General features: G+C 36.2%; 29 protein-coding genes and 1 riboswitch. Of the genes, 4 read left to right on the top strand and 25 right to left on the bottom strand.

The features are described 5' to 3' along the window. Positions 1 to 2 precede the first annotated feature (2 nt). Positions 3 to 746, bottom strand: a complete 744-nt coding sequence (locus tag I7822_RS24110; protein ID WP_207981613.1) for a segregation/condensation protein A — start codon at positions 744 to 746, stop codon at positions 3 to 5. Positions 747 to 951: 205 nt separating this feature from the next. On the opposite strand from I7822_RS24110, the gene I7822_RS24105 reads away from it, so the two are divergent. After that, positions 952 to 1047 carry a YjcZ family sporulation protein gene (locus tag I7822_RS24105; protein WP_136351138.1) on the top strand — a complete coding sequence of 32 codons (96 nt, stop codon included), beginning with the start codon at positions 952 to 954 and terminating at the stop codon, positions 1045 to 1047. 320 nt (positions 1048 to 1367) lie between these two features. Then, positions 1368 to 1898, top strand: coding sequence for a DUF309 domain-containing protein (locus I7822_RS24100; protein WP_207981612.1), 531 nt, complete (start codon positions 1368 to 1370; stop codon positions 1896 to 1898). Positions 1899 to 1942: 44 nt separating this feature from the next. On the opposite strand, the gene I7822_RS24095 is transcribed toward I7822_RS24100, so the two are convergent. The 5 genes from I7822_RS24095 to I7822_RS24075 form a co-directional block, all read right to left on the bottom strand. Further along, positions 1943 to 2308 carry a GNAT family N-acetyltransferase gene (locus I7822_RS24095; protein WP_207981611.1) on the bottom strand — a complete coding sequence of 122 codons (366 nt, stop codon included), beginning with the start codon at positions 2306 to 2308 and terminating at the stop codon, positions 1943 to 1945. Positions 2309 to 2494: 186 nt separating this feature from the next. After that, positions 2495 to 2959 carry a 6,7-dimethyl-8-ribityllumazine synthase gene (gene ribH, locus I7822_RS24090; RefSeq protein WP_207981610.1) on the bottom strand — a complete coding sequence of 155 codons (465 nt, stop codon included), beginning with the start codon at positions 2957 to 2959 and terminating at the stop codon, positions 2495 to 2497. A 26-nt stretch (positions 2960 to 2985) separates the two neighbouring features. Then, complete coding sequence (locus I7822_RS24085; RefSeq protein WP_207981609.1) at positions 2986 to 4179, bottom strand: bifunctional 3,4-dihydroxy-2-butanone-4-phosphate synthase/GTP cyclohydrolase II; 1194 nt, start codon at positions 4177 to 4179, stop codon at positions 2986 to 2988. A gap of 153 nt (positions 4180 to 4332) precedes the next feature. Beyond that, positions 4333 to 4980 (bottom strand): riboflavin synthase, encoded by a 648-nt coding sequence (gene ribE / locus I7822_RS24080; RefSeq protein WP_207981608.1) that lies wholly within the window; start codon positions 4978 to 4980, stop codon positions 4333 to 4335. 371 nt (positions 4981 to 5351) lie between these two features. Continuing rightward, positions 5352 to 5498, bottom strand: a riboswitch (FMN riboswitch). 327 nt (positions 5499 to 5825) lie between these two features. Then, a complete protein-coding gene (locus I7822_RS24075) occupies positions 5826 to 6260 on the bottom strand; it encodes a peptidylprolyl isomerase (RefSeq protein WP_066330089.1) in 435 nt (144 codons plus the stop codon). Positions 6261 to 6632: 372 nt separating this feature from the next. Here I7822_RS24075 and I7822_RS24070 point away from each other — a divergent pair, with 372 nt between their 5' ends. After that, positions 6633 to 7523, top strand: coding sequence for a DUF1002 domain-containing protein (locus I7822_RS24070; protein WP_207981607.1), 891 nt, complete (start codon positions 6633 to 6635; stop codon positions 7521 to 7523). Between the two features lie 91 nt (positions 7524 to 7614). On the opposite strand, the gene lysA is transcribed toward I7822_RS24070, so the two are convergent. The 19 genes from lysA to spoIIM all read right to left on the bottom strand — a co-directional run bounded on the left by lysA (position 7615) and on the right by spoIIM (position 23993). Beyond that, positions 7615 to 8937, bottom strand: coding sequence for a diaminopimelate decarboxylase (gene lysA / locus I7822_RS24065; protein ID WP_207981606.1), 1323 nt, complete (start codon positions 8935 to 8937; stop codon positions 7615 to 7617). Positions 8938 to 9218: 281 nt separating this feature from the next. Then, a complete protein-coding gene (locus I7822_RS24060) occupies positions 9219 to 10691 on the bottom strand; it encodes a spore germination protein (RefSeq protein WP_207981605.1) in 1473 nt (490 codons plus the stop codon). Next, positions 10675 to 11253, bottom strand: a complete 579-nt coding sequence (gene spoVAEA, locus I7822_RS24055; RefSeq protein ID WP_207981604.1) for a stage V sporulation protein SpoVABEA — start codon at positions 11251 to 11253, stop codon at positions 10675 to 10677. Before spoVAEA ends, I7822_RS24060 begins: the two co-directional genes overlap by 17 nt. A 9-nt stretch (positions 11254 to 11262) precedes the next feature. Then, positions 11263 to 11613 carry a stage V sporulation protein AE gene (gene spoVAE, locus I7822_RS24050; protein ID WP_207981603.1) on the bottom strand — a complete coding sequence of 117 codons (351 nt, stop codon included), beginning with the start codon at positions 11611 to 11613 and terminating at the stop codon, positions 11263 to 11265. Continuing rightward, positions 11613 to 12635: a stage V sporulation protein AD gene (gene spoVAD / locus I7822_RS24045; RefSeq protein ID WP_207981602.1), complete on the bottom strand. Its 1023-nt coding sequence runs from the start codon at positions 12633 to 12635 to the stop codon at positions 11613 to 11615. The genes spoVAE and spoVAD overlap by 1 nt, the downstream gene beginning before the upstream one ends. Positions 12636 to 12650: 15 nt before the next feature. Next, positions 12651 to 13091 carry a stage V sporulation protein AC gene (spoVAC, locus tag I7822_RS24040; RefSeq protein ID WP_372442216.1) on the bottom strand — a complete coding sequence of 147 codons (441 nt, stop codon included), beginning with the start codon at positions 13089 to 13091 and terminating at the stop codon, positions 12651 to 12653. Between the two features lie 28 nt (positions 13092 to 13119). After that, the gene (locus I7822_RS24035) at positions 13120 to 13542 is read right to left on the bottom strand and encodes a stage V sporulation protein AB (protein WP_207981637.1); all 423 of its coding nucleotides are present in this window, start codon (positions 13540 to 13542) and stop codon (positions 13120 to 13122) included. Then, entirely contained in the window at positions 13529 to 14155 is a 627-nt protein-coding gene (locus I7822_RS24030) for a stage V sporulation protein AA (protein ID WP_207981600.1), read from the bottom strand. The genes I7822_RS24035 and I7822_RS24030 overlap by 14 nt, the downstream gene beginning before the upstream one ends. Positions 14156 to 14531: 376 nt before the next feature. Continuing rightward, positions 14532 to 15290, bottom strand: coding sequence for an RNA polymerase sporulation sigma factor SigF (gene sigF, locus I7822_RS24025; protein ID WP_207981599.1), 759 nt, complete (start codon positions 15288 to 15290; stop codon positions 14532 to 14534). Between the two features lie 13 nt (positions 15291 to 15303). Beyond that, positions 15304 to 15744 carry an anti-sigma F factor gene (gene spoIIAB / locus I7822_RS24020; RefSeq protein WP_207981598.1) on the bottom strand — a complete coding sequence of 147 codons (441 nt, stop codon included), beginning with the start codon at positions 15742 to 15744 and terminating at the stop codon, positions 15304 to 15306. Then, positions 15741 to 16094 carry an anti-sigma F factor antagonist gene (gene spoIIAA / locus I7822_RS24015; RefSeq protein ID WP_207981597.1) on the bottom strand — a complete coding sequence of 118 codons (354 nt, stop codon included), beginning with the start codon at positions 16092 to 16094 and terminating at the stop codon, positions 15741 to 15743. The genes spoIIAB and spoIIAA overlap by 4 nt, the downstream gene beginning before the upstream one ends. A 95-nt stretch (positions 16095 to 16189) precedes the next feature. Beyond that, positions 16190 to 17353 carry a D-alanyl-D-alanine carboxypeptidase family protein gene (locus tag I7822_RS24010; protein WP_207981596.1) on the bottom strand — a complete coding sequence of 388 codons (1164 nt, stop codon included), beginning with the start codon at positions 17351 to 17353 and terminating at the stop codon, positions 16190 to 16192. A gap of 367 nt (positions 17354 to 17720) precedes the next feature. Further along, the gene (locus tag I7822_RS24005) at positions 17721 to 19022 is read right to left on the bottom strand and encodes a pyrimidine-nucleoside phosphorylase (RefSeq protein WP_207981595.1); all 1302 of its coding nucleotides are present in this window, start codon (positions 19020 to 19022) and stop codon (positions 17721 to 17723) included. A 20-nt stretch (positions 19023 to 19042) separates the two neighbouring features. Beyond that, entirely contained in the window at positions 19043 to 19870 is an 828-nt protein-coding gene (locus I7822_RS24000) for a purine-nucleoside phosphorylase (RefSeq protein ID WP_207981594.1), read from the bottom strand. Between the two features lie 11 nt (positions 19871 to 19881). Further along, entirely contained in the window at positions 19882 to 21066 is a 1185-nt protein-coding gene (gene deoB / locus I7822_RS23995) for a phosphopentomutase (RefSeq protein WP_207981593.1), read from the bottom strand. A 233-nt stretch (positions 21067 to 21299) separates the two neighbouring features. Beyond that, positions 21300 to 22193 carry a site-specific tyrosine recombinase XerD gene (gene xerD / locus I7822_RS23990; protein ID WP_207981592.1) on the bottom strand — a complete coding sequence of 298 codons (894 nt, stop codon included), beginning with the start codon at positions 22191 to 22193 and terminating at the stop codon, positions 21300 to 21302. A gap of 6 nt (positions 22194 to 22199) precedes the next feature. Further along, positions 22200 to 22427: a YqzK family protein gene (locus tag I7822_RS23985; RefSeq protein WP_207981591.1), complete on the bottom strand. Its 228-nt coding sequence runs from the start codon at positions 22425 to 22427 to the stop codon at positions 22200 to 22202. 317 nt (positions 22428 to 22744) lie between these two features. Next, positions 22745 to 23221: a ferric iron uptake transcriptional regulator gene (fur, locus tag I7822_RS23980; protein WP_207981590.1), complete on the bottom strand. Its 477-nt coding sequence runs from the start codon at positions 23219 to 23221 to the stop codon at positions 22745 to 22747. Positions 23222 to 23339: 118 nt separating this feature from the next. Beyond that, positions 23340 to 23993 (bottom strand): stage II sporulation protein M, encoded by a 654-nt coding sequence (gene spoIIM / locus I7822_RS23975; RefSeq protein WP_207981589.1) that lies wholly within the window; start codon positions 23991 to 23993, stop codon positions 23340 to 23342. A 128-nt stretch (positions 23994 to 24121) separates the two neighbouring features. Here spoIIM and I7822_RS23970 point away from each other — a divergent pair, with 128 nt between their 5' ends. Further along, positions 24122 to 24691, top strand: coding sequence for a GNAT family N-acetyltransferase (locus I7822_RS23970; protein ID WP_207981588.1), 570 nt, complete (start codon positions 24122 to 24124; stop codon positions 24689 to 24691). Positions 24692 to 24714: the final 23 nt, after the last annotated feature.

Below are 24714 nucleotides of genomic sequence, written 5' to 3'. Positions count from 1 at the left end.
AGCTACTCACTCCCCATAATATAAATATCTGCAAAATTATTTTCTTGTTCAATTAATATCGAATGTGATTTCATCAATTCTAATATAGCTAAAAACGTAACGACTAAATGATCTTTACTGTTGGATGGAAATAAATCAACAAATCGACGTCTCCCAGGAGTTGATCGTAAATCATCTAAGATCTCTTCCATTCTTTTCTCAATTGGAATTTCTTGTCTAGTAATTTTTGTTTGGATTGGTTTTTGTATTTTCTTTCTTCTTAACATTTTTTGAAATGCACCAAGCATGTCATATAAAGAAACATTCAAAGAATCCATTTGATTTACTGGCAGTGAGCCGTATTCACTTAAATCACTAGGTGGTTTAGTAAAGACCTGTGATCGGTCCTCTTCAAGAGTCCGTAAGTCCTCCGCTGCTTCTTTATAAACGCGATACTCAATTAATCTTCTCATTAACTCTTCCCGAGGATCTTCTTCTGGTTCCGCTCCATATTCATCCTCAAATAGCTCTTCTTCCTGTTTTGGTAAAAGCATTCTACTTTTAATTGAAAGCAATGTAGCTGCCATAACTAAATATTCAGAAGCAATATCAAGCTGCAACTCTTGCATTGTGTGAATGTATAGCATGTATTGCTCTGTAATTTCTGAGACAGGAATATCATATATATCAATTTCTAAACGATTAATTAAATGAAGTAAAAGGTCTAATGGACCTTCAAAAGCATCAATCTTCACATGATATTGCAATTTTATATCCCACCATTCTTACAACTAGCCAACATATAGTATAGAGTAAATTTTAAGCATGTCCAATAATATTTAAGGTTTTTCAACAAAAAATTTCATAACGAGTTGTAATAAAAATACCTAATAATTGGTCATTCGCCCATACATTTCAGCTCTTTCCTCATATATTACAAATGTAATAGCTAAACATTAAGGAGGAATTAACATGGGTGAACATGGTTTTAACTATGGTGGAGGATTTGCGTTAATCGTTGTATTGTTTATTTTATTAATTATCGTTGGTGCTGCTTGGTTATACTAATGAATGCAAGAGGCTGCTGAGTGTATCAGCAGCCTTTGTTTACTTTATTATGATACAATTATTTTCATTAGGCTGTTCTCACAAACTTTGTTGCTATTTATCAAGTAATGCGGTGTGGTTGATTTCAGCGAGAGTTGCTCGCTTTCCGTGGGGCGGGCGGTGAGCCTCCTCGGCGTAAATGCCTGCATGAGTCTCACCTTTCCCGCTGCACCCGCAGGAGTCTCACACCTTCGCTCCAATCAACCTGAATTAGTTTTTGTTTAAAAGCAACAATCTCTTAGAAAAGAGCCTTATAGAATCACTGAAGGGATGAAACGCGTATGTATGACCGTGCCTTTATAGATTATCTCCTACACTTTCATTGTGAACGGGATTATTTTGAGTGCCATGAAGTGTTAGAAGAGCATTGGAAAGCCGATCCACCTAAGAAGCGGAAAAAATACTGGGTAGGTCTTATTCAAATTGCTGTTGGCTTATACCATCAAAGACGAGGAAATTTTACTGGAGCATTGCGAATGATTTCAAATTCAATTGAGTTATTGGAGAATGATATACAGGCAATTGAAAAGCTTGGGTTACATAGTGAAGAGCTAATTAAAGAATTAAAGAAGCGAAAAAACGAAATTTCAGATAAAAAAAGCTACTATAGCTTCAATATACCAATCATCGATCAGGAATTGTTACACATGTGCCAAAAGCAATGTAAAGACTCACATAAGGTATGGGGAAAAGAAAGTGACTTATCGGATGAGTATTTAATTCATAAGCATATAAAACGAAATCGATCTGCTGTGATCGAAGAGCGATTCCAGCAGCTTGAAATGCGAAGAAGGTCTAGAAACTCTAGATAATAGTTAAAGCCAGAGATCACAGTAAAATGATCTCTGGCTTATCACTAACAATCTAAGTCTTTATCAGGATTACACTTTTTAAAGAATGCTTCTGTTTCGTCATTCGGAACAACAGATTTGTTTTTGTATAGATCTCTTGCTGCATTTACCATACGTTTACCGATGCCTTGTTGCCTATGGGAAGGATTCACTGAGATATGTTGAACTTCTACCATGTCCTCACCTTTAAAAACAACCCCAATCGCACCGATAATATCCTCTTCTTGTTTCCATAGAAACAACTGCCAATCATCTGTCGTTTCATATTGCTTAATAGTTTGTTGTAATTGCTTAAGATCCTTTTCCCCTGGCATAAATGACAAGAGACCCATTGCAATTTTTTCAAAACTTTTTTTATAACGTATTAACATAAATACCCCTCATTAACGAAATAGCTTCCTAAAAAACGAAAGCATTAGTCAAGCGTCGATAAAAAATATAAGATACAAAAACGAAACATGATGCCCTTTGATCTTGCTGATGTTTGAATTTCAAGAAAATTACTTCTCAAAACATTATAAACAGTTTTTTATCGATTTTAAACACTTTTTGTAAAATTAATGTAGGGCTTTAAGTAAATTTGACATTTCAATAGCTGTAACAGCTGCTTCATAGCCTTTGTTACCAGCCTTTGTTCCAGCTCTCTCTACAGCTTGCTCAATCGTTTCAGTTGTTAAAACACCAAATACTACTGGAACACCTGTGGATAAAGATGCTTTAGAGACACCTTTAGCTGCCTCATTACAAACATAATCATAATGGGTTGTTGCTCCACGAATAACTGTACCTAATGTAATAACAGCATCATAATTCCCTGTTTCAGCGAGTTTTTTTGCTATTAGAGGTAATTCAAAAGCACCAGGAACCCAAGCTACGGTTACATTTTCGTCTTCAACACCGTGCCTTCTTAACCCATCCTCTGCTCCACCTAACAGCTTAGACGTAATAAATTCATTGAAACGAGCAACAACGATCGCTACCTTTAATCCACTACCAATTAAATGACCTTCAAATGTTTTCATCTATAATTCCTCCTGATTTGTCTGTATTAAAAATGTAAATAATGTCCAAGTTTTTCATACTTTGTTCTTAAATATTGTTCATTCTCTTCTCTTGCCTGCATTTCAATAGGTACACGATCAACAACCGTTAAGTCGTATCCTTCTAGGCCTGCAATTTTCCTAGGATTATTCGTTAATAGGTTCATTTTTTCAATTCCTAAGTCTTTTAGGATTTGAGCACCAATTCCATAATCTCGGAGATCAGGAGCAAAGCCTAGCTTTTCATTTGCTGCTACTGTATCATACCCTTGCTCTTGAAGCTTATACGCTCTCATTTTATTAAGTAAACCAATGCCCCTGCCTTCTTGGCGCATATACAATAATACACCTTTGCCCTCTTTCTCAATTTGTGCAAGTGCTGCGTGCAATTGTGGACCACAATCACATCGATATGAACTAAAAACATCACCTGTTAAGCACTCAGAATGCACTCTTACTAATGTGGGTACAGTTGTATCAATTTCACCTTTAACAAGTGCAACATGTTCTTTATCATCTAATGAGTTAGAATATCCTATCGCCCTAAATGATCCATATTCTGTCGGTAAATCAATTTCTATTTCTCTCTTGACTAATTTTTCGCTTCGATTACGGTATTGGATTAAATCCTTAATCGTAATGATTTTCAAATCTAGCTGTTCAGCCATTATTAGTAAATCAGGTACTCTCGCCATCGTACCATCTTCTTTAATGATTTCACAAATAACACCACCAGGCTTTGCACCGCAAAGAATTGATAAATCCACAGCTGCTTCAGTATGGCCTGCTCTCCGAAGTACTCCACCTTCCTTAGCCACTAATGGAAATGTATGACCTGGACGTTTAAAATCGGATGGATTTGTATCATCTGCTAGTAATGCTTTAACGGTGTCTGCACGTTCAAATGCACTGATTCCCGTTTTATTTGTTTTATAATCAACGCTAACAGTGAAGGCTGTACCGTGTGGATCTGTGTTTTGATTAACCATCGGCGTTAGTTCTAATCTTTTTGCTTGTTGTTCAGTAATAGGAACGCAAACTAACCCTCTTCCATGCTTAATCATAAAATTAATCGCTTCAGGTGTCACTCGATCGGCTAAGGAGACAAAATCCCCTTCATTTTCCCGATCTTCGTCATCAACAACTATAACAACCTTACCTTCTTTTAGATCATGAATGGCATCTTCTATTTTATGAAACATTGTCAAGCTCCCTTCATTCCTTATCTTTTCATAGCAATAATAAAGGTTGTTTTCGTGATGATTCTTGATTTTCTTACATATTGCTTATTTTTTAGTAGTATTCGCGAAATTGCATGAAGTAGTTTAAAAGCGACAATTAGTTAGAAAAAAGCCTTAATAAAATCCATTATCTGCTAAAAACGATTTACTCAATGAAGAGTTCTTTGGATTTACCTGTTGATTAATAAATTTCTTTATATACTTACCCATCATATCGCATTCAATGTTAACAATGTCTCCAACAGCTTTCGTACCGAGGATTGACTCTGTTAGCGTATGAGGAATAATTGAAATAACAACTTTATTTTTTTCCAAACCAAATATCGTTAAACTAATTCCATCAATTGTGATCGAACCTTTATGAATTAGAGTATCTGTTAACTCTTCTGCTACCTGTAATTCATAATAAACAGCATTTGAAACACGTTGTTTTTTACTAATTTTAGCTACTCCATCAACATGCCCTGAAACAAAATGTCCTCCAAAACGACCGTTAGCAGCCATCGCTCTTTCCAAATTAACTTTGGAACCTTGCTTTAATTGGTTTAATGACGTGCCTTTAACAGTTTCAGGCATCACATCAACAGAAAAAGATGATGGACTGAAATCTGTAACTGTTAAACAAACTCCGTTAACGGAAATACTATCCCCTAAGGACATATCACCCATTATTTTTTTTGCTGCTATTGTAAAAACAATTGCATCCTTAGAACCTTGAACACTTGTTATCGTACCAATTTCTTCAACAATTCCTGTAAACATTAAGTTCCCTCACTTTGCTGCATTAATTAGCTATTAATAAACATATAGACCTCCCCTTTAATAATAAGATGGCCATATTTACGTTTACACGAGAAAAGTGCACGACGCCAGTTTTCGTCAATAAGCATAAGATATGTCGATTGGAAGGTTATACATTTTAACCTTTTAACAGATTTGCTTCTGACTTAAGCTGATAACGCCTGGAGCTAGTCACGAAAACTAAGTACTAAAAACATATACTTTTTTATCGTTTTAAAAAAGCCCATAGTCAATAGACTAGGGCTTTAATTTGAGAAATTGATATTTGAGTAAGTCAAATAAGAGTATTAAAAATTGATTTTTAAACAAATTTTAATACGCCGCAAAATCGCGCAATTCTTCTCCCATCCAGACTTTAACTGTCGGCCCTAGAGTTTCACTAGATCCACCGTTAATATATATTAACGGGTCACGGACTAAGTAGCTATATTAGCTTCATCACCGCCGGTAGGGAATTCCACCCTGCCCCGAAGAATGTAAAACGAAATATGAAGTTATAAATTTATTTTATCCGTATAATGAGATATATGCAATCTTTAAGACATTTAATTAAAAAATTAATGAACAAATGCTCAGGGTGCTCGTTTAGCGACGTAGAAAAAAGAACACTCCGTATGAGTTAATGAAAACACGAAGAGCTTTTTAACATTTCGATGTTGAAAAGAGTGTGAAGTGCATACGTCGCTAGGCGTTGGAGCTGGATGTCAAAGTGCTATCCATTGTATAAAAGAATTTTATTATTTCCTAAACCGAACAAAAAAGCTGCAACTATTCTCAAATGAACAGTCGCAGCTTTTAAATTGTTCTTACTCTTCGTACACTTTTACTTCCTTCATAACATCGTTTGGCTTAATTTTATATACTGCTTCAAGATTTTCGTTAACCTTACCAAAAACAGTATGAACACCATTTAAATGTGGTTGTGGCTCATGAACGATGAAGAATTGGCTTCCACCAGTATCTTTTCCTGCATGTGCCATTGATAAAGAACCAGCTTCATGCTTATGTGGGTTTCCTTGTGTTTCACACTTAATTGAGTAACCAGGACCACCTGTACCAGTACCTTGTGGACAGCCGCCTTGTGCAACAAATCCAGGGATTACACGGTGAAATGTTAAACCATTGTAAAAACCTTCATTTGCTAGTTTTTCAAAGTTAGCTACCGTACCAGGTGCTTCATTTGGAAATAATTCGATACCAAGTGTATCTCCATTTTCCATTGTAATTTGTGCTTTTTTCATATGTATGTAACCTCCAATAAGTTTAATACGTCTAATAGACATGAATACTTTTCTATTCTACTATAATCAAGGAGTGAACAGCAAATAAGAAACGCGGAAGGTGTCTTAATCATCGACAAGCATTTGACATTCTGGCGGCACTTAAAGCTAGATATAAACTATACTGACAAAAACTTACATCCCAAAACAATTAATTTTTAAAAATTCTACCGAATACGATATTGTGATAGGACTAGAAAAATGTTACTCTTCGTTTAAATGATAAAACCTAAAATAAAGAATAAACTTCAAAATACTATTGACTTTAGAAAAAAAACACTATAATAGATGGTATTGAAGATACTTGCTTTACAAATAAAGGAGGATTTACCTTTGAAAAAGTATGTTTTAAGCTTAATTGCTCTATTACTGTTTGCATTTCCATCACTAAGCCATGCAGATGCAGTGGTTGGTGATCTAATAATTACACTTGGGGAAAATTTAACTGAACAACAAAAACAAGACCTACTTAAAGAAATGAACGCGACCGAGCAAAATCAAATCATCACCGTTTCTAATCAAGAAGAACATAAATATTTAGGTGATTATATCCCTAAAGCAACAATAGGGACAAAAGCTATTTCTTCAACAAGTATAACAATTGAAAAAGAAGGTTCCGGACTTGAGGTAAGTACGAAAAATATTAACTGGGTTACAGATGAAATGTATTTAAATGCACTTATGACAGCTGGGGTTAAGGATGCATCAATCTATGTTACAGCTCCGTTTGAAGTTTCAGGTACTGCGGCATTAACAGGATTAATTAAGGCTTACGAAATTTCTTCAGATGAAGCGATACCTGAGGATGTTAAGCAAGTAGCTAATGAGGAACTTGTCACAACAGCAAAGCTTGGTGATGAAGTTGGTGCTGAAAACGCCTCAGCCCTTATGGCAAAAATCAAAGACGAAATCGCAAAAAATGGCGTTCCTGAAACAGATGCTGATCTTAGAACACTTATCGAAAATGCAGCGAAAGACCTCGGAATCACCTTATCAGAAGCAGATATTAACAGTCTAATTGAACTATTTAATAAGATGAAGGACATTAATATCGATTGGAATCAAGTTGGCCAGCAGCTTGATAAAGCTCAAGATAAAATATCAAACTTCCTGAATTCTGAGGAAGGTCAAACCTTCTTACAACAAGTGAAGGACTTCTTTATTGCCTTATGGAATGCGATTATTTCCATCTTTACTAATAATGAGCAGTCAGCAATGAAATAATTGATATCTGAATGTAACAGTAAGAGGAGCAACGTTTTTACGTTGCTCCTCTTACTGTTACAAATAATATAAAAGCATTAATTCTTTTTTCTTAATTTTGCGATACCTTTGATTTTAACGGTAGGTCATTCGCAATTAAATCTTCAAAGCTTTCTCTTTTAATTACAAGCTGTGATTCTCCATTTTCCACGAAAACAACTGCTGGTCGAGGAATTCTGTTATAATTATTCGCCATCGAATATCCATAAGCTCCTGTACAGAAAACAGCTAGAATATCTTCTGGTTTAACCTCTGGTAGTGGTAAATCCCAAATTAACATATCTCCGCTTTCACAGCATTTACCTGCAATTGATACTGGTCTATCATGCTTTTCAGCTACTCTGTTCGCTAGAACTGCTTCATATTTTGCTTGATAAAGTGCAGGACGGATATTATCACTCATACCACCATCAACTGCAACGTATTCTCTAATATTTGGTACTGTTTTTTGTGAGCCTATTGTATAAAGCGTCGTACCTGCGTCTCCAACTAGTGAACGGCCTGGTTCGATCCAGATTTCAGGCATGTTTATTCCCATCTCACTCACCTGTTTTTTTACAGCTTCAACAATTTGTTCCACATAATAGGTTGCTGGTAGAGGCTCATCTTCTTCTGTATAACGAATACCAAATCCTCCGCCTAAATTAACAACCTCTGGTGTAAAGGAAAATTGTTCTTTCCAGGCTTTAATTTTTTCAAAGACTCTCTCAGCTGCAAGAACAAATCCAGCCGTATCAAAAATTTGTGACCCGATATGACAATGAATCCCTAATAAATGAATGCCTTCAGATTTCAATACAGCTTCAATTGCTTGTTCGATTTGACCATTCAATAATCCAAAACCAAACTTTGAATCTTCTTGACCTGTTGTAATATAATCATGTGTATGTGCTTCAACACCTGGAGTTACACGTAACAGAACTGGTACTTGTTTACTATTTCCCTTAGATAATTCTTTAAGCAGTGAAATTTCATAAAAATTATCTACAACGATACAACCTACTCCATGTTCTAAAGCCATTTTTAACTCTGCGCGACTTTTATTATTTCCATGTAAATGGATTCTCGATGCTGGAAAACCTGAAGAAATTGCCGTATAAAGCTCCCCTCCAGAGACAACATCCAGCGATAAACCCAGTTCATCAATTAATTGGAACATTGCAATCGATGAAAAGGCTTTACTAGCATAAGCCACTTGTGCACTAACACCCATATTTTCAAAGGCCTGCTTAAAGCTACTAGCACGTTCTCTTATTAAAGCCACATCATAAATATAAAGAGGTGTACCATATTCTTTAGCTAATGTTATCGTATCGACTCCGCCTATTTCTAAATGTCCTTCTTCATTTATCTTGCTCGTACCATGTAAGAACAACTAATATCCCCTCTTTCTATATCTTAGGCTAGTTAAGAAGCAATGTTCTTTATGACGCTTTAAACAAACTAAAAACACTAGTAGTCCCCAACAGATCTTTTACTAACAATCCCTATTGTGCGAAAAAAAACAACATCCATTTTTAATAAGCCGTTTATTTGATCTTAAAAGGAAAAAGACAGTTAACACCAGCTGGTCATTAACTGTCTGTTACAAAAGCTTCCTTAATAAATTAAACATACAATATCATAAAAGAGGGGTTCTTTCAATGTCGCTTTACCCTATTTTGATTGTTTTTTTACATTTTGAGGATGAACAATGCTTGGTCTAAGTTTTGCACCCGGTACAGATGTACGAATAATGATTTGCCACAAGGCTTTTGCATTAAAAGGTATAAAGGGCCATAAGTATGGAGTGTTAAGTGAGCGAATGCTTGCTAGCAGTATAACAAATAGTGTACAGCCTATTACAAAGCCTTCTAGTTTAAATAGTGCTACAGCAACCAATAAAATCAAACGTGACATTTTATTAGCAACACTTAACTCATAACTAGGAGTTGCAAACGTTCCGATACCAGCAACAGCTACATATAAAATAACTTCTGGTACAAACATACCAACATCAATAGCAATTTGTCCAATTAGCGCTGCAGCAATTAAACCCATTGCAGTAGATAATGATGTTGGTGTGTGTATGGCAGCCATTCTTAAGAATTCAAGACCAAAGTCTGCAAGGAAAATTTGGACAACGATTGGAATGTTCTTTTGTTCAGTTGGTCCAATAAATGCAATTTCCTTCGGTAATAAGGAAGGCTCTAAAACAAATAGAAACCACAGTGGCAAAAGAAAGACAGACGAGATAATGCCTAAAAATCGAACCCATCGTAAAAATGTCCCTACTGCAGGGGCCTGACGATATTCTTCCGCATGTTGAACATGATGAAACATTGTTGTTGGAGTAATGATAACACTTGGTGATGTATCAACAATAAGTATGACATGTCCTTCTAATAAATGATTTGCTGCAACATCTGGTCTCTCTGTATAACGTACTAATGGATATGGGTTAAATCCCTGTCTTACTAAAAATTCCTCGATCGTTTTGTCAGCCATTGTAATACCGTCTATATTAATTGTTTCTAATTCCTTTTTTATTGTTTTTACTAGCCCAGGATCTGCAACATCTTCTATATAAGCAAGACATAGATCGGTTTTTGATCGTTCTCCAATTCTCATCATTTCATATCTTAAACGCTCGTCTCTAATTCTTCGTCTAATTAGGCCCGTATTTACAATGATATTTTCAACAAAGCCATCTCTTGCTCCTCGAACAATTTTTTCGGTATCAGGTTCTGCAGGCTGACGTCCAGGATAGCTCCTTACATCTACAACAAAGCCGAAATCACTGCCTTCCATTAAAAATACAATTAATCCTGAAAGAACTTGATCAACAACTTCATCTAATGTTTTTATTTTTTGAACTGATTGGTTAACGATTCGATTCTCAAGTATTTCCTTGAATTTTGTATGATCTACCTCATTGTCACTAATGGATGTGACATTCTTTAAGATCTCAGTAATATACCCTGTATCACATAGTCCGTTTAAAAAATACAGATTGACTTGGTAATCTAAAATAAATAGCTTTCTAATACCTAAATCAAAACTAATATTTAATCCTACATTTTCTTTAAAGTACCGTTCATTTTCTGCAAGGTTGACTGAAATTTTCTGTTTATCAGTTTTTGTTGTCATGATAGCCGCTCCTTTCTAAAATAAGTTCTACAGCTTTCATTGTGATTGGACAGCCGTTTTTCACACTGTCCTTTCGCGCCATTTTGCCGATGTCACCTATTCCTACAATAATTGGAACATCTATCTGGTCTAGACAATATACGGTATCACCACTTATCCTCCCAACCTCAAGGTCCTTTAACCCACCTTTATCTACACCGAATTCTGTTATTTCACCGAAGCGATCAATACTAACATCTACTTTTGCCCACTCGGTTTGATGTGTCTTTGATGCGACAGCAATAACGCCAAGTACCTCAATATCTTGATGTCCGGCCACATATTTCAAGGCATTCTCACCCGCACCCTCACCTAATAATCCACAATCATCAAACATAACAAAAACAGGATCATTTTTAGCTTCGAGAATAAGCTGTACAATGTGTGGTCCACTCAACGTTGTTGGATTTCCTTGAGTTCTAGATATTGCTCTTCCACCTATTTCAGCTGCAACATATTCGATTGTTCTTGCTGCATACTCATCCCCATCTGTAACTAAAATTACCTGCCTTCGTTTTGTCAATGCTTAATCCTATCCTTTCGGTTTAAAAATAAGGGCCATGATAAAAGCGAATAGTATCGCTGCTGATATACCTGCTGAAGTTAATTCAAAGATTCCAATGCCAATTCCTATAAAACCATGTTCATGAGCTTGCTCCATTGCTCCATGAAGTAATGAATGTCCGAAGCTTGTGATTGGAACAGTTGCCCCTGCTCCTGCGAACTCAATTAACTTATCATAAAGACCAAATCCATCTAAAATCGCACCTGATACGACGAAAATACTCATCACATGTGCAGGCGTGAACTTTATAATATCTAAAAGCAGCTGCCCAATTACACAAATAGCACCTCCTACTAAAAAAGCCAACAAGTACTCCATTAGCTATTCACACTCCCATCAGCTCTTTCAAAAACAACGCCGTGTGCGATAGTAGGGATAGATTCTTTTTGTTGAATCATTGTTGGGCTTAATAATGCTCCAGTCGCAACTACGAAAACACGGTTTAAATTTCCTTTTTCTAATTCATTAAATATATGGCTATATGTTACAACAGCTGAACACCCACACCCACTGCCACCTGCAAATACTTTTTGATCGGGACGATATACGATTAATCCACAATCATTGTGCTTGTTGTGAACATCATAGCCTTCATCTTTAAGCATTTCTTTAACAATCGGACTACCCACTCCAGACAAATCACCAGTTAAAAACATGTCGTAATCATCTGGAGTCCTATTTAAATCTTTTAAATGCTGTGCAATCGTATCAGCTGCAGCAGGTGCCATAGCAGAACCCATATCAAACGGATCTTTGATACCAAGATCTGCTACTTTCCCGATTGTAGCTGATGTAATTCGTATGTTACTGACCTCTTTGCTAATTAATACTGCACCAGAACCTGTTACAGTAAACGTTGCAGTATCTGGCTTTTGACCACCATATTCGGTTGGATAGCGAAATTGTCTTTCCGCAGTAGCATTATGACTACTTGTTGCCGCTAGCACATTACTAGCAAAGCCACCATCTATTAGGGCAGATCCAATTGCAACTGTTTCCATAGAGGTTGAACATGCACCAAACATGCAAAGAAATGGGATATTTACATGTCTAGCAACATAATTTGCTGTTACATTTTGATTTAACAAATCTCCAGCTAAAAAAAGATCAATTTCATCTGTCGTTTTATTCCCTTTCATTAAACATTGTTCTATTGCTTGCTCCATTAATCGTCTTTCGGCAAGCTCCCAATTGTCTTCACCACAATGAAGCTCTTTATGCTTCACATCAAATAATTGGCCTAAAGGTCCATCTGCTTCCTTAGGACCAACAGCGGTTCCACTTGATTGAACAAATAATGGATTTTCAAATTGCCAGGTTTGTTTACCAGTTAATTTCATCAGTGTCACCTCACCTTAAAATACAAGTCCATAAAAATAACGAATAATCCCTACAATGTAAGCTGCTACAACCCCAAATACGATAACACTACCGGCTAGCTTAAACATATTAGTTGCAACACCTAGTACAATCCCTTCACTTCGATGCTCTATTGCTGCACTTGCCATTGAATTAGCAAAACCTGTAATAGGAACTGCAGATCCTGCACCCGCAAACTGACCAAGTTTATCATAAACACCTAAACCAGTTAAAAGGGCTGAGATTAGAATCAACGTTCCTGCAGTAGGATTACCTGCATCCTTTTCAGTAAAATTTAATACATTAATGTAAAAATTTTGGATACCTTGACCAACCATACAAATAAACCCACCTATTAGAAATGCTTTTAAGCAATTTAAAACGTAAGGTGGTTTCGGTTGATAGCTTTTAATCTGATTTTTATAGTCATCCTTCATTTTAGAGTTTGCCATGCTTCTACCTCCTTTAATGATTTACGAAATAGAGCCAGTGAAAAAGGGAACCAATAATTTTCCCAAACACAATCGCCATTAATAGAATAACAATTTTATCTCCTAACCCTATTCGCTTTGCCAAGATCGGAAAAACATTTAATACCTCTGTTAAGGCTGCTGCTAGCATTCCAATAAACATCCCACTAAAGAGTCCAATTGGAATAAGCCAATACTCAGACTGGAATAGTACAGAATCTCGCAAGCTTATCCAGCCAGTAATAACAGTTCCGAGAATAATCGCCCACTCATATACCTGGATAAAATGGTTTGTTTTTGTTAGTTGAGTTAGCCTTGGAATGATCCCAAGTACAGCTAAGAACGCTACAAACCCAGTACCTACAACTAGTCCCCCAGACAAGCCAATGATAATTAAGATCACACTATTTACGATCATTATCAACGTTGTTCAAGTTCTCCTTATTCTCATTCATCGCAACATATTTGTCTAAATCTAGCTGATAATTAAAGATTTCAACTTCCAGGGGACTTGGTTCCTCATTTATCTTTTTCTTAAATAAGTGATTAAAAAACAAAACCATTCCTAAACCTAATCCAATTGAATATGGAATTTGCAGTAAGAGTGGTTGATCATTTGAATTCCCCGTTACGATTTTATGGATACGTTGATGAACCTGCTGCATACTTACATCCTCATGAAAGTTCATAATCGCAAGTCCTGAACCGATAAATAGAAGAATCCATACAGCAAGAAATAAGATTGGTGAAAGCTTCTTTTTTTCGTACACGATTTCAACGATTGTTTGTGATGAACCAATTGTCTGGACATCAATAAGGTGGTCAAATTTATGTATTTCTTTTATAACGTGCATGACGTCTATTACCACCATATTTTTATCACTCGGTTTAATTTTGTGAATAAATAGTTTTCTTAGTTTTTCCGTCAACTCCTTATCGCCGACGACGAGTGCGATTTTATCAATCGTAATGACATCGTTAGGATGGACTTGAATGCGATGACGAAGTCTAATATATACCGTCTTTTCCATCAAGGTTCACTCCTAATGATTTAGTTTGTAAGAAAGAATATGGTGACACACAATGCTAAATCCAATCAATTTCTTAAAATAGACGAACTTAGTATTGTAAGGTTATATTTAGTTACCCCATTCTTTGCCCCATATTGCTTATGATGTTAATTTCCCTTTTTTTTGCTGTCATAAATTCGTCTTATTAATTTTGTACGTATATGTAGTATGCATTTGCTGATTTTTAATCATGCAAGCCTAAGCTGAAGTCCAATAATTACCATGGAAGGACAGCATTATTTTACTTAAATTATTTATTAAGCAAACGTCAAAATTGGTGTATTCCCATCAAAATTTAAACGACGAAAAAAGCTGACCCAATAAGGCCAGCTTTTTTCTATTGATTCATTTTATCTTTCATTTGCTGTAAGATCTTCTTTTCAAGTCGTGATACTTGCACTTGAGATATTCCTAACCGATCTGCAACTTCAGATTGTGTTTGGTCTTTATAATATCTTAAGTATACGATAAGTCTTTCTCGTTCATCGAGATCACGAATTGCATCTTTTAACACGATTTTATCGAACCATTTTGTTTCCGTATTATCAGCTATTTGATCAAGCAAAGTAATCGGATCTCCATCATTCTCATAAACCGTCTCATGAATAGATGAAGGTGCTCTTACAGCTTCTTGAGCGAGAACCACATCTTCGGGAGAAATGTCTAAGTAGTTTGCGATTTCTGCTACAGTGGGAACCTTCCCCATCGTTTTCGAGAGTTCATCACGAGCACGTCGAATTTTATTGCCTAGTTCTTTTAATGATCGACTAACCTTTACTGTTCCATCATCTCGGATAAATCGTTGGATTTCTCCAATAATCATGGGCACTGCATAGGTTGAAAATCGCACATCATAAGATAAATCAAATTTATCGACAGATTTCAGTAAACCAATACTTCCAATTTGAAATAAATCATCAGGCTCATAGCCACGGTTCAAAAAGCGTTGAACAACTGACCAAACGAGACGCATATTTTTCTGAATAATTAAATCACGAGCCTCTTGGTCCCCTTCTTGACTGCGACGAATTAACTCCTTGACTTCATGGTCCTTTAACTGTGTCTTTGAATTATCGTTCTTGACCTCCACATCCATAGCAAGTCTCCCTTTAATTGCATAAAGCTTTACTTTTCGATAAGTGTTTTGTCAGCCTAACTGTTGTACCTCTTGTTTCTAACGACTCTACCTTAATTTCATCCATAAAATTTTCCATGATTGTAAAGCCCATACCTGATCGTTCAAGTTCAGGCTTTGTTGTATAGAGAGGTTGTCTCGCTTCTTCAATGTCGGCAATTCCTATACCTTCATCGCGAATTGTCATATGGATGACATCATCCTCTAATGTAACTGAAATGTACACAATACCATTTGGATCATTTTCATATCCATGAATGATCGCATTTGTCACAGCCTCTGAAACGACTGTTTTAATTTCAGTCAATTCATCCATTGTCGGATCTAGTTGTGCAATAAATGCTGCAACCGTGACCCTTGCAAAGGATTCATTTTGACTAAGTGCTGAAAATTGGAGGTTCATTTCATTTTTCATGATGCCACCCCCAATGTTTGCAGTGCTTTTTTCTCATCTTCTTCTAAACGAATAATTTTAAATAACCCTGACATATCAAATAATCGTTTTACAGCAGGAGAAATCGCACATACGACCATCTCTCCACCTGAAGCTTTAATTTGTTTGTATCTTCCTAAAATCACACCCAAACCGGAGCTATCCATAAACGATAAATTTTCAAGATTTAACATAATATGCTTGATAGGATTCGTGGCTAACGTTTCAGTAACTTTTGTACGTAATTCTTCAGCTGCATGATGATCAAGCTCACCTGAAAGTCTTACACATAAAACAGCTTCCTTCACATCAAGTTCAATCGCTAGACTCAAGGTTTTACCCCTCCTTAATTTCTGGATAAAGAGTCATTCTTGATTGAAACTTTAATTTCCTGCATGGTGACAAAACTAGTGATAATTCGTCAACATTAGCTAGACTTTGTAAAATCACCCATTACCCGTTTAAATAACTTCCACCAGCTCGCTTCTGAAATATCTTTTTCAGCAACTAATTTACTTTCAGCCAGAATTTTGTCATCTTTCTTTAATTGAAGTGACCCTAGCTCATCACCTTTTTTAATAGGTGCCTGCACATCTTTTTTCATCACAATCTCTTGAGTCACATCATCTACATTTTCACCCTTTTTGGTAAGGACTGAAATTGGCTCAGATGTCATTAAATTTGCTTCCTTTTCACTACCCTTGCTTACTTTCAACCTTGTTAAAACATGATCTTTTTCAAAAAGAGGATGTGTTTGATACTGACTAAATGCATAATCCAGCATTTTCGTTACCTGTGCATTACGGTCTTTAGGTGTCTCTGCTCCAAAAACAACTGCAATTACACGCATATTATCTTTTTTTGCAGTTGCCGTTAAGCAATACTTCGCTTCATTTGTAAACCCAGTTTTCACTCCATCAACACCTGGATAAAACTTAACAAGACGATTCGTATTAACTAGCCAGAATTTCTTGTCAGTTCCTTCGCGTAAATAATCCTCATATTTACCTGTGAATTTCGTAATTTCTTCATACTTTAATAACTCTTTTGCCATTAAAGCCATGTCATGAGCTGAGCTATAATGGTCAGGCTCAGGCAAACCTGTCGGATTTTTAAAATGAGTATTTTTCAAGCCAAGCTCTTCTACTCTCTTGTTCATCATATTTACAAACTGTTCAGTAGAGCCTGCAATTTTTTCAGCCATTGCAACTGACGCATCATTTCCGGATCCAATTGCAATACCTTTTAACATTTGCTCGACAGTCATTTCTTCTCCGGGCTCTAAGAAAATCTGCGAACCGCCCATTGAAGCAGCATATTCACTTGTACGAACTTTTTCATCCCATTTAATTTGATTATTTTCAAGCGCTTCCATAATTAATAGCATCGTCATAATTTTTGTCATACTTGCTGGAGGCAGCTTTTCATCACTATTTTTATCGTACAAAATCGTTCCCGTATCTCGTTCGATTAAAACAGCTGACTTCGCTTTATCTGCAAGTTCGACAGTTGTAGATTCTTTGGCAAATGCCACTGGTGTGACAGAAATAAGCATTGCTATAAGCGTAAAACATGAAAGTATCCGTTTCATTTCATAAGCCCTCCATTCTTTATACACCCATTTTTTCCATTTGGAGGGAAATTATACTAGGGTGGAGGAAAGATTTTTTATGGATAGTTAATCTATTAATATGTGATAACGCTTATCACTTGTGCTACTTGTAACTTTGAAATTTAAAGATGAAAGAAGCTTATAGAGGTTGTGCTTGATGAGAGGTGTGTGAAGGATCTTGTTTGTTGGTTTGTTAGTTTTAAGTATCAATATCTTCTACTAGTTTACTTCTATTTGCATTTTGTTGCACCTTTCCCTCTTGATGTTGCTTTTCTCTTTTTATTAACTACGTGCCACAACTTAAAAACCACAGCCAATTAGGCTGTGGTCGATTCGATAAATTACGCTATTCCACTGTGGCATAAATCAATTTCGGTGCTTTTACCTCACTACCAGATATCGAAATGCTACTATACAATTTATTCATCACGTCATCTACATTTTCTTGATTGCTGTGAATCGTAACAAGAGACTCACCTTTTTTAACAAAGTCACCAATTTTTTTATTTAATATTAAGCCAACTGCTAAATCAATTTGCGATTCTTTTGTTGCACGTCCTGCTCCGAGTAGCATGGCTGCAGTTCCAACTGAGTCAGCAATAATTTCAGAGACGTAGCCTTCTTGCTTTGCCTCTAATTCAACGATAAACTTTGCTTGAGGTAGTTTATCTGGTTGGTCAACAACGGATCCATCCCCACCTTGTGCACCTAGGAATGTTTTTAGCGACTTCAACGCTTCCCCGTTGTTCATGACTTCCACAAGCATTGAACGAGCTTCATCTAGTGTGTTTGCTTTTTCAGCTAAGAGGACCATGTAGCTGCCTAGTGTTAAACAAAGCTCTTCCAAGTCTTTTGGTCCTTTTCCACTTAAGGTATCTATTGCTTCTTTTACTTCTAGTGCATTGCCGATTGCGTATCCTAATGGCTGGCTCATGTCAGAAATAACAGCCATTGTTCTCCTACCGACTAAGTTTCCGATGTCAACCATTGCTTTGGCAAGTTCTTTTGAATCTTCTAGATCCTTCATAAACGCACCGGCACCCGTTTTTACGTCTAATACGATGGCATCAGCACCAGCTGCAATTTTTTTACTCATGATGGAGCTGGCAATGAGTGGAATGCTATTTACAGTAGCTGTGACATCACGTAGTGCATATAGCTTTTTATCGGCTGGAGTAAGATTCCCACTTTGACCGATTACAGCGATTTTGTTTTTATTAACTAGCTCAATAAATTGTTTGTTTTCTATTTCAACGTGAAAGCCAGGTACGGATTCGAGTTTATCGATTGTACCGCCTGTGTGACCTAAACCACGCCCTGACATTTTTGCCACGGGAACACCGACTGCAGCTACTAAAGGGCCTAATACAAGTGTTGTCGTATCACCAACTCCACCTGTACTGTGCTTATCCACTTTAATTCCTTCTATTTCACTTAAATCGATTGTGTCACCGGAATGGACCATGGCCATTGTAAGCTCTGCACGCTCATTGTCTGTCATACCTTGGAAATAAATAGCCATTGTAAAGGCACTCATTTGATAATCTGGAATGTCACCAGATGTATAGCCTTTAATGATATGATGGATTTCTTCTTTTGTTAATTCTTGACCATCTCTTTTTTTCTCAATTAAGTCAACCATTCTCATAGATAATCTCACCTTTATTTTTATTTTGATGATTGGATCTTCTCTACGATACTTTTTACTAATTTTAAAAAGTTGACACGCACTTTATCCGTTGTTTCGATCACTTCGTCATGTGATAGAGGTTGATCTAAAATACCAGCAGCCATATTGGAAATACAAGATATGCCTAATACATTTAGTCCTGCATGTCTAGCAATGATGACCTCTGGTACCGTTGACATACCGACTGCGTCTCCTCCTAATGTACGAAGGGCGCGAACTTCTGCAGGTGTTTCATAAGATGGTCCAGTATTACCAACATATACTCCTTCTTGAAGCTTAATATTAAGCTCATTAGCAATATTTTTTGCCATATCCCGAAGCTTTCTATTGTAGCTCTCTGACATATCTGGGAAACGAACACCAATACTAGCGTCATTTGGCCCAATCAATGGATTTGTCCCCATATTATTTATATGATCGGTGATTAACATTAAATCACCAGCTTCAAAAGACTCATTTATCCCCCCAGCTGCATTTGTAACGATTAATGTTTCAACTCCAAGCTCTTTCATCACTCGAACTGGTGCTGTTACTTTGTCTAAGCTATATCCCTCATAAAAATGGAAGCGGCCTTGCATTGCAATTACTTTTGCTTCCTTAAGTGTTCCTATTACAAGTTGACCTGCATGACCTTCGACCGTTGATACTGGGAAATTTGGGATTTCATTGTATGGAATCTTTACAGGGTTTTCGATTTCATCTGCTAATACCCCTAAACCTGAGCCTAAAATAAGACCAATTTTTGGTGTATCCTCGTATTTCGATTTCACATAACTAGCAGCTTCTTTAATTGCATTGTAATTCATTATGTATCCTCCTATTTCAAATCTGCTAAAAAGCTTTTTCCAAATGCAGGCATTTTCACTTCAAAATTATCAGCAATGGTTGCACCAATATCAGCAAACGTCTCTCTTATCTGTAGCTCTTTACCTGTTTTTAAACTCGGACTATAGACGAGTAATGGAACATATTCTCTTGTATGGTCTGTTCCGTGGTGAATAGGATCATTGCCATGGTCTGCCGTGATAATTAAAAGATCTTGTTCCGTTAACTTTTCAAGCACTTCTGTTAATCTTACATCAAATTCTTCAAGAGCTTTTCCGTATCCAGATGGATCACGACGGTGCCCATATAATGCATCAAAATCTACTAAGTTTACAAAACTAATACCTGTAAAATCAATGCCAACAGTATCATTTAGCTTATCCATGCCATCCATATTGGATTTTGTTCGTAATGATTTTGTGATTCCTTCACCATCATAAATGTCGGAAATTTTCCCGATTGACAATACATCATATCCACTATCTTTTAGCTCATTCATGACTGTACGATCAAAAGGTTTTAAGGCATAGTCATGACGATTAGCTGTTCGTGTGAATTTCCCAGACTTACCTAAGAATGGACGAGCAATGATACGTCCTACCATATATTTTTCATCTAATGTCATTTCACGTGCTAGTTCACATATTTTATATAGCTCATCTAGTGGAACAATTTCCTCATGTGCAGCAATTTGCAATACTGAGTCTGCAGATGTATACACAATTAATGCCCCTGTTTTCATATGCTCTTCGCCTAATTCATCTAATATTTCCGTACCTGATGCAGGCTTATTACCAATAATTTTGCGCCCTGTTTTTTCTTCTAATTCGTTGATAAGATCTGGTGGGAAACCATCTGGAAAGACTCTGAAGGGTTGCTTAATATTGAGCCCCATAATCTCCCAATGCCCGGTCATTGTATCTTTGCCATTCGATGCTTCCTGCATTTTTGTATAAAAAGCCAGTGGCTGTTCTTGCTTTGGGATTCCGTTAATTTCGCGAATATTACTTAAGCCTAGCTTAGCCATATTCGGCATATTTAGCCCACCCATATGTTCAGCTATGTGTCCAAGCGTGTCTGAGCCAAGGTCGTTAAACTTGTCTGCATCTGGGGCTTCTCCAATGCCCACTGAATCCATCACAATTAAAAAAATCCGTTTATATGTATAATTTGCCATGCAAATCCTCCTTCTTCATACTCTCTCATCTTACTGTTCCAAATAACACTATATTCAATTCGAAAATGAGAACTTGTCGGAAGTCTGACAACTAAACCGTATCTTTATTATAAACCCCTTACATGATCATTGACAACTCTTAAGAAGCAAATTCAATTTTCTATTTTTTAAAAGTAATATTATTTTTCCTGGTAAACATTAAAAAAGCATCTCCACAAATGTGTGATGCCTAGTTAAGCTCTAGGATGAAATTGATTATAAACATCCTTTAATCTAGCTTTTGTTACATGTGTATAAATTTGGGTTGTTGAAATATCTGCATGCCCGAGCATTTCTTGAACAGCTCTTAAATCTGCACCGTTCTCAAGTAAATGTGTTGCAAAGGAATGTCGTAATGTATGTGGTGTGAGCTCTTTATTCACATTCGCTTCTAGTGCTATTTTCTTAAGATTTTTCCAAAAACCTTGCCTAGTAATCCGTTTTCCATGATGATTGACGAAGAGAGCTTCAGTTGGCTGCTTTGCATTTAATAATCTTGGTCTTCCCTTTTCAATATAATTGGTAATGACCTCGGTTGCTGTTCGTCCAATTGGAACAATTCGTTCCTTATTCCCTTTTCCATAGCACCGGATAAATCCCATTGTTAAATGAACATCCGTTAAGTTTAAGTTTATCATTTCGCTCACACGAATGCCTGTTGCATATAAAAGCTCAAGCATAGCTTTATCTCGATAGCCAAACGGAGTTGTAAGCTTTGGTGTATCAAGCAACATTTCCACCTCTTGCAATGAAAGGATTTTAGGTAAGCTTCGTTCTAATTGTGGAGACTCAATTAAGACAGATGGATCCTGGTCTGCTTGCTTTTCTCTTAACAAAAATTGATGAAGCGAGCGTATGGATGCAGTATGTCTCGCAATCGTTTTACTTGATTTCCCAGCTTCTTTTAAGGATTTTAAAAATTGAATAATATGAAGACGAGTGACATCATTAAATGTTTTAAGTTGTTGATTCTCTGTTAAATGCTTTTGATAACTTTTTAAATCTCTTTCATAAGATACGATCGTGTTATTGGATAAACCTCGTTCTACTATTAAATAGTGGATAAAATCTTTTATTTGATCCTTCAAAATCGTCTACTCCCCATTGTCAATAAAGAACATTAATCTGTTAAACCAGCTTTCTTCTTCATTGTTTACCATGTTTGTTACTTTTAAGGCAGCTCCTTCTGGCTGATCATATCGATGTAATTCCTGATACTCTAAGTTCACCCAAATGATAGCATAATAGAATAAAATCGTAAATCCAGTAAATAAAATAAATACCTTTAACATATCTCTAGCCGTCTTTAACCAGCGAATCATAATGAACCTCCAACTCTTTTCGGTGATTTACTCCGCCTAAAACGAAGATTTTCAATAAATTGCTTTTAGTTTATTAGATTTTGAAGGATCATACGTTAACGAGGAGTTTTTATTATGATTATTAGAAGATATGCCAAAAAGGACAAACTTTATACATCATTTTTCAACCAATTTATTTTTTTGCATATCTTTTATTAGGAGATAATTCCACGTACTAAATATTGAGCTATTGCTGGGGACAGAAGCAATTATCCAAAGTATAGTGCATCTATAGTTTTGAGCAACAAAAAAAGCCTAACTAAGTATGTTAGACTCTCTTACTCATCATTATTAGGTTCTTGTTGTTCGTTTTGCTCTTTTTCCTGACATTTCACACATATTCCGTGAAATGTTAGGCGGTGATCTTTTATTTTAAAATTCCATTTACTTTCAACGATTTCTTCAACATCTTCTAGTAAATCTTCTTCGATTTCAGCTACAGAACCACATTCAATACATACTAAATGGTGGTGAAAATGAGCTGCCCCTTCTTTACGAAGATCGTATCTAGATACACCATCACCAAAGTTTATTTTATCGACAACTTTTAATTCAGTTAATAATTCCAAAGTACGATATACTGTCGCTAGTCCAATTTCGGGTGCTTTTTCTTTTACGAGAAGGTACACATCTTCAGCACTTAAGTGATCTTCTTCATTTTCTAGTAATACCCGAACAGTTGCTTCACGCTGCGGTGTTAGCTTATAGCTAGCAGAGTGCAGCTGCTTCTTGATCCGATCAATGCGGTTTTCCATAACTACTTTTCCTCCCTCGCCGCGTTCCCAAAACTATTATATATCATTTGGAAGGAAAGTGTCCAACTAAAATCATTACAATCTAATAAACATAATCTATATTAATTAATAATAATTATTATTTACTTACAAACTCTACTACATTCTTCATTAAAAATGGTGATGCGTAAGCTTCAAACCCTGATGCTACTATAGCAAGAACCCCAATAAATAAAAACACAGTTACATACCTCATAAATAAAGAGAATGGTGCCTCTAAATTACTTGTTTTCTTTACGAATAGCTGTCTGATGATCTTTAACGTAAAGGCAATCGCAACGGAACACATAATGATAAAGGCTGGGATAAGCAGCACATTTTGCGGTAGTACTGTGACAAATGAGAGTAAAAAGCCCTTTAATCCTAATTGATTCACTAAAAATCCGACTGTAAAACCAACGACCATACCTTTTATAAAAAGCATAACTAATATGACTGGTAGTCCAATGATTGAAATACCTAAGATCCACATTAAGCCTAAGTATTTTAAGTTATGAAAAAAGCTTTGTTGGAACATATCTGTAGAACTTGCTACTTTCCCTTCAGCAACTTGTCCGAAAAATCGGTTTAAATAGTAGTATAAGTCTTCTTTTTGACTTAAGTTCATACTGTTTACAATAATCGCTCCAAAAATAACTCCCATTAGAAACAATACAAACACAAACAGATATATTGAAGAATGCTCTTTAAGATGCTTCTTTATCATTGCACTAATTGGCAGTTGTCTACGCATATTATTTCCTCCCGTCATTCACTTACTAGAGTATATGAGAGGATCACTATTCTATGACTCAAAAAGTTGGTTTTCTTTTCTAGTTTTCTATTATATACTTTTAAAAAAGTTGAAGAGGATGTGTTGAAATGAACCCTATTTTACTAGATTTCCCTTCTGAATTCACAACTAAACACTTACTCCTTCGAGCCCCTAAGTTTGGTGATGGCAAAGCCGTGAATTCGGCAATACTTGCTTCGATTAACGAGTTAAAACAATGGCTGCCTTTTGCACAACAAGCTCCAACTCTTGAGGATACCGAAACAAATACTAGAGAAGCAATCGCTAAATTTATTTTACGAGAAGATTTACGCTTTCTTATTTTTGAACGATTTACTGGTCAGTTTATCGGAAGTACTGGTCTACATAGAATAAATTGGGAGGTACGCAGCTTTGAAATTGGTTATTGGATCGATTCAAGATTCAGTGGTAAAGGGTTCATGACAGAAGCTGTCCAAGGATTGATATATTTCGCCGAAACAGAACTTGCTGCTAAACGAATTGAAATTAGATGTGATTCAAATAATGGTAAAAGTCGAAATATACCAGAAAAATTAGGATTTACATTAGAGGGTACGTTTCATCATGACGCTCTGTCAGCAGATGGCAAATCTTTGAGAGATACATCTGTGTTCGCTAAAATTATACAGAGGAAATGAACTAAGAGGGGGAGCTACAGATA

This window comes from Metabacillus bambusae (assembly GCF_017497975.1).
Lineage (GTDB): Bacteria > Bacillota > Bacilli > Bacillales > Bacillaceae > Metabacillus > Metabacillus bambusae.
The sequence above is the reverse complement of the archived record's forward strand: the minus strand, read 5'-3'. Positions and strand labels throughout refer to the sequence as shown.

What these genes read in the sequence shown, in the direction of transcription:
- spoVAE (WP_207981603.1), bottom strand. Translation starts at nt 11,613, where the DNA reads ATGGAGTACTTGTTGGCTTTTTTAGTAGGAGGTGCTATTTGTGTAATT.
- I7822_RS24000 (WP_207981594.1), bottom strand. Translation starts at nt 19,870, where the DNA reads ATGAATTACAATGCAATTAAAGAAGCTGCTAGTTATGTGAAATCGAAA.
- I7822_RS24075 (WP_066330089.1), bottom strand. Translation starts at nt 6,260, where the DNA reads ATGAAAAAAGCACAAATTACAATGGAAAATGGAGATACACTTGGTATC.
- I7822_RS24100 (WP_207981612.1), top strand. Translation starts at nt 1,368, where the DNA reads ATGTATGACCGTGCCTTTATAGATTATCTCCTACACTTTCATTGTGAA.
- I7822_RS24035 (WP_207981637.1), bottom strand. Translation starts at nt 13,542, where the DNA reads ATGATCGTAAATAGTGTGATCTTAATTATCATTGGCTTGTCTGGGGGA.
- ribH (WP_207981610.1), bottom strand. Translation starts at nt 2,959, where the DNA reads ATGAAAACATTTGAAGGTCATTTAATTGGTAGTGGATTAAAGGTAGCG.
- I7822_RS24030 (WP_207981600.1), bottom strand. Translation starts at nt 14,155, where the DNA reads ATGGAAAAGACGGTATATATTAGACTTCGTCATCGCATTCAAGTCCAT.
- I7822_RS23985 (WP_207981591.1), bottom strand. Translation starts at nt 22,427, where the DNA reads ATGATTCGCTGGTTAAAGACGGCTAGAGATATGTTAAAGGTATTTATT.
- I7822_RS23970 (WP_207981588.1), top strand. Translation starts at nt 24,122, where the DNA reads ATGAACCCTATTTTACTAGATTTCCCTTCTGAATTCACAACTAAACAC.
- fur (WP_207981590.1), bottom strand. Translation starts at nt 23,221, where the DNA reads ATGGAAAACCGCATTGATCGGATCAAGAAGCAGCTGCACTCTGCTAGC.
- spoIIM (WP_207981589.1), bottom strand. Translation starts at nt 23,993, where the DNA reads ATGCGTAGACAACTGCCAATTAGTGCAATGATAAAGAAGCATCTTAAA.
- I7822_RS24005 (WP_207981595.1), bottom strand. Translation starts at nt 19,022, where the DNA reads ATGAGAATGGTTGACTTAATTGAGAAAAAAAGAGATGGTCAAGAATTA.
- spoIIAB (WP_207981598.1), bottom strand. Translation starts at nt 15,744, where the DNA reads ATGAAAAATGAAATGAACCTCCAATTTTCAGCACTTAGTCAAAATGAA.
- I7822_RS24105 (WP_136351138.1), top strand. Translation starts at nt 952, where the DNA reads ATGGGTGAACATGGTTTTAACTATGGTGGAGGATTTGCGTTAATCGTT.
- I7822_RS24060 (WP_207981605.1), bottom strand. Translation starts at nt 10,691, where the DNA reads ATGACAACAAAAACTGATAAACAGAAAATTTCAGTCAACCTTGCAGAA.
- I7822_RS24095 (WP_207981611.1), bottom strand. Translation starts at nt 2,308, where the DNA reads ATGTTAATACGTTATAAAAAAAGTTTTGAAAAAATTGCAATGGGTCTC.
- spoVAD (WP_207981602.1), bottom strand. Translation starts at nt 12,635, where the DNA reads ATGAAATTAACTGGTAAACAAACCTGGCAATTTGAAAATCCATTATTT.
- spoVAC (WP_372442216.1), bottom strand. Translation starts at nt 13,091, where the DNA reads ATGAAGGATGACTATAAAAATCAGATTAAAAGCTATCAACCGAAACCA.
- I7822_RS24085 (WP_207981609.1), bottom strand. Translation starts at nt 4,179, where the DNA reads ATGTTTCATAAAATAGAAGATGCCATTCATGATCTAAAAGAAGGTAAG.
- deoB (WP_207981593.1), bottom strand. Translation starts at nt 21,066, where the DNA reads ATGGCAAATTATACATATAAACGGATTTTTTTAATTGTGATGGATTCA.
- sigF (WP_207981599.1), bottom strand. Translation starts at nt 15,290, where the DNA reads ATGGATGTGGAGGTCAAGAACGATAATTCAAAGACACAGTTAAAGGAC.
- I7822_RS24010 (WP_207981596.1), bottom strand. Translation starts at nt 17,353, where the DNA reads ATGAAACGGATACTTTCATGTTTTACGCTTATAGCAATGCTTATTTCT.
- ribE (WP_207981608.1), bottom strand. Translation starts at nt 4,980, where the DNA reads ATGTTTACAGGAATTGTTGAAGAAATTGGTACGATAACAAGTGTTCAA.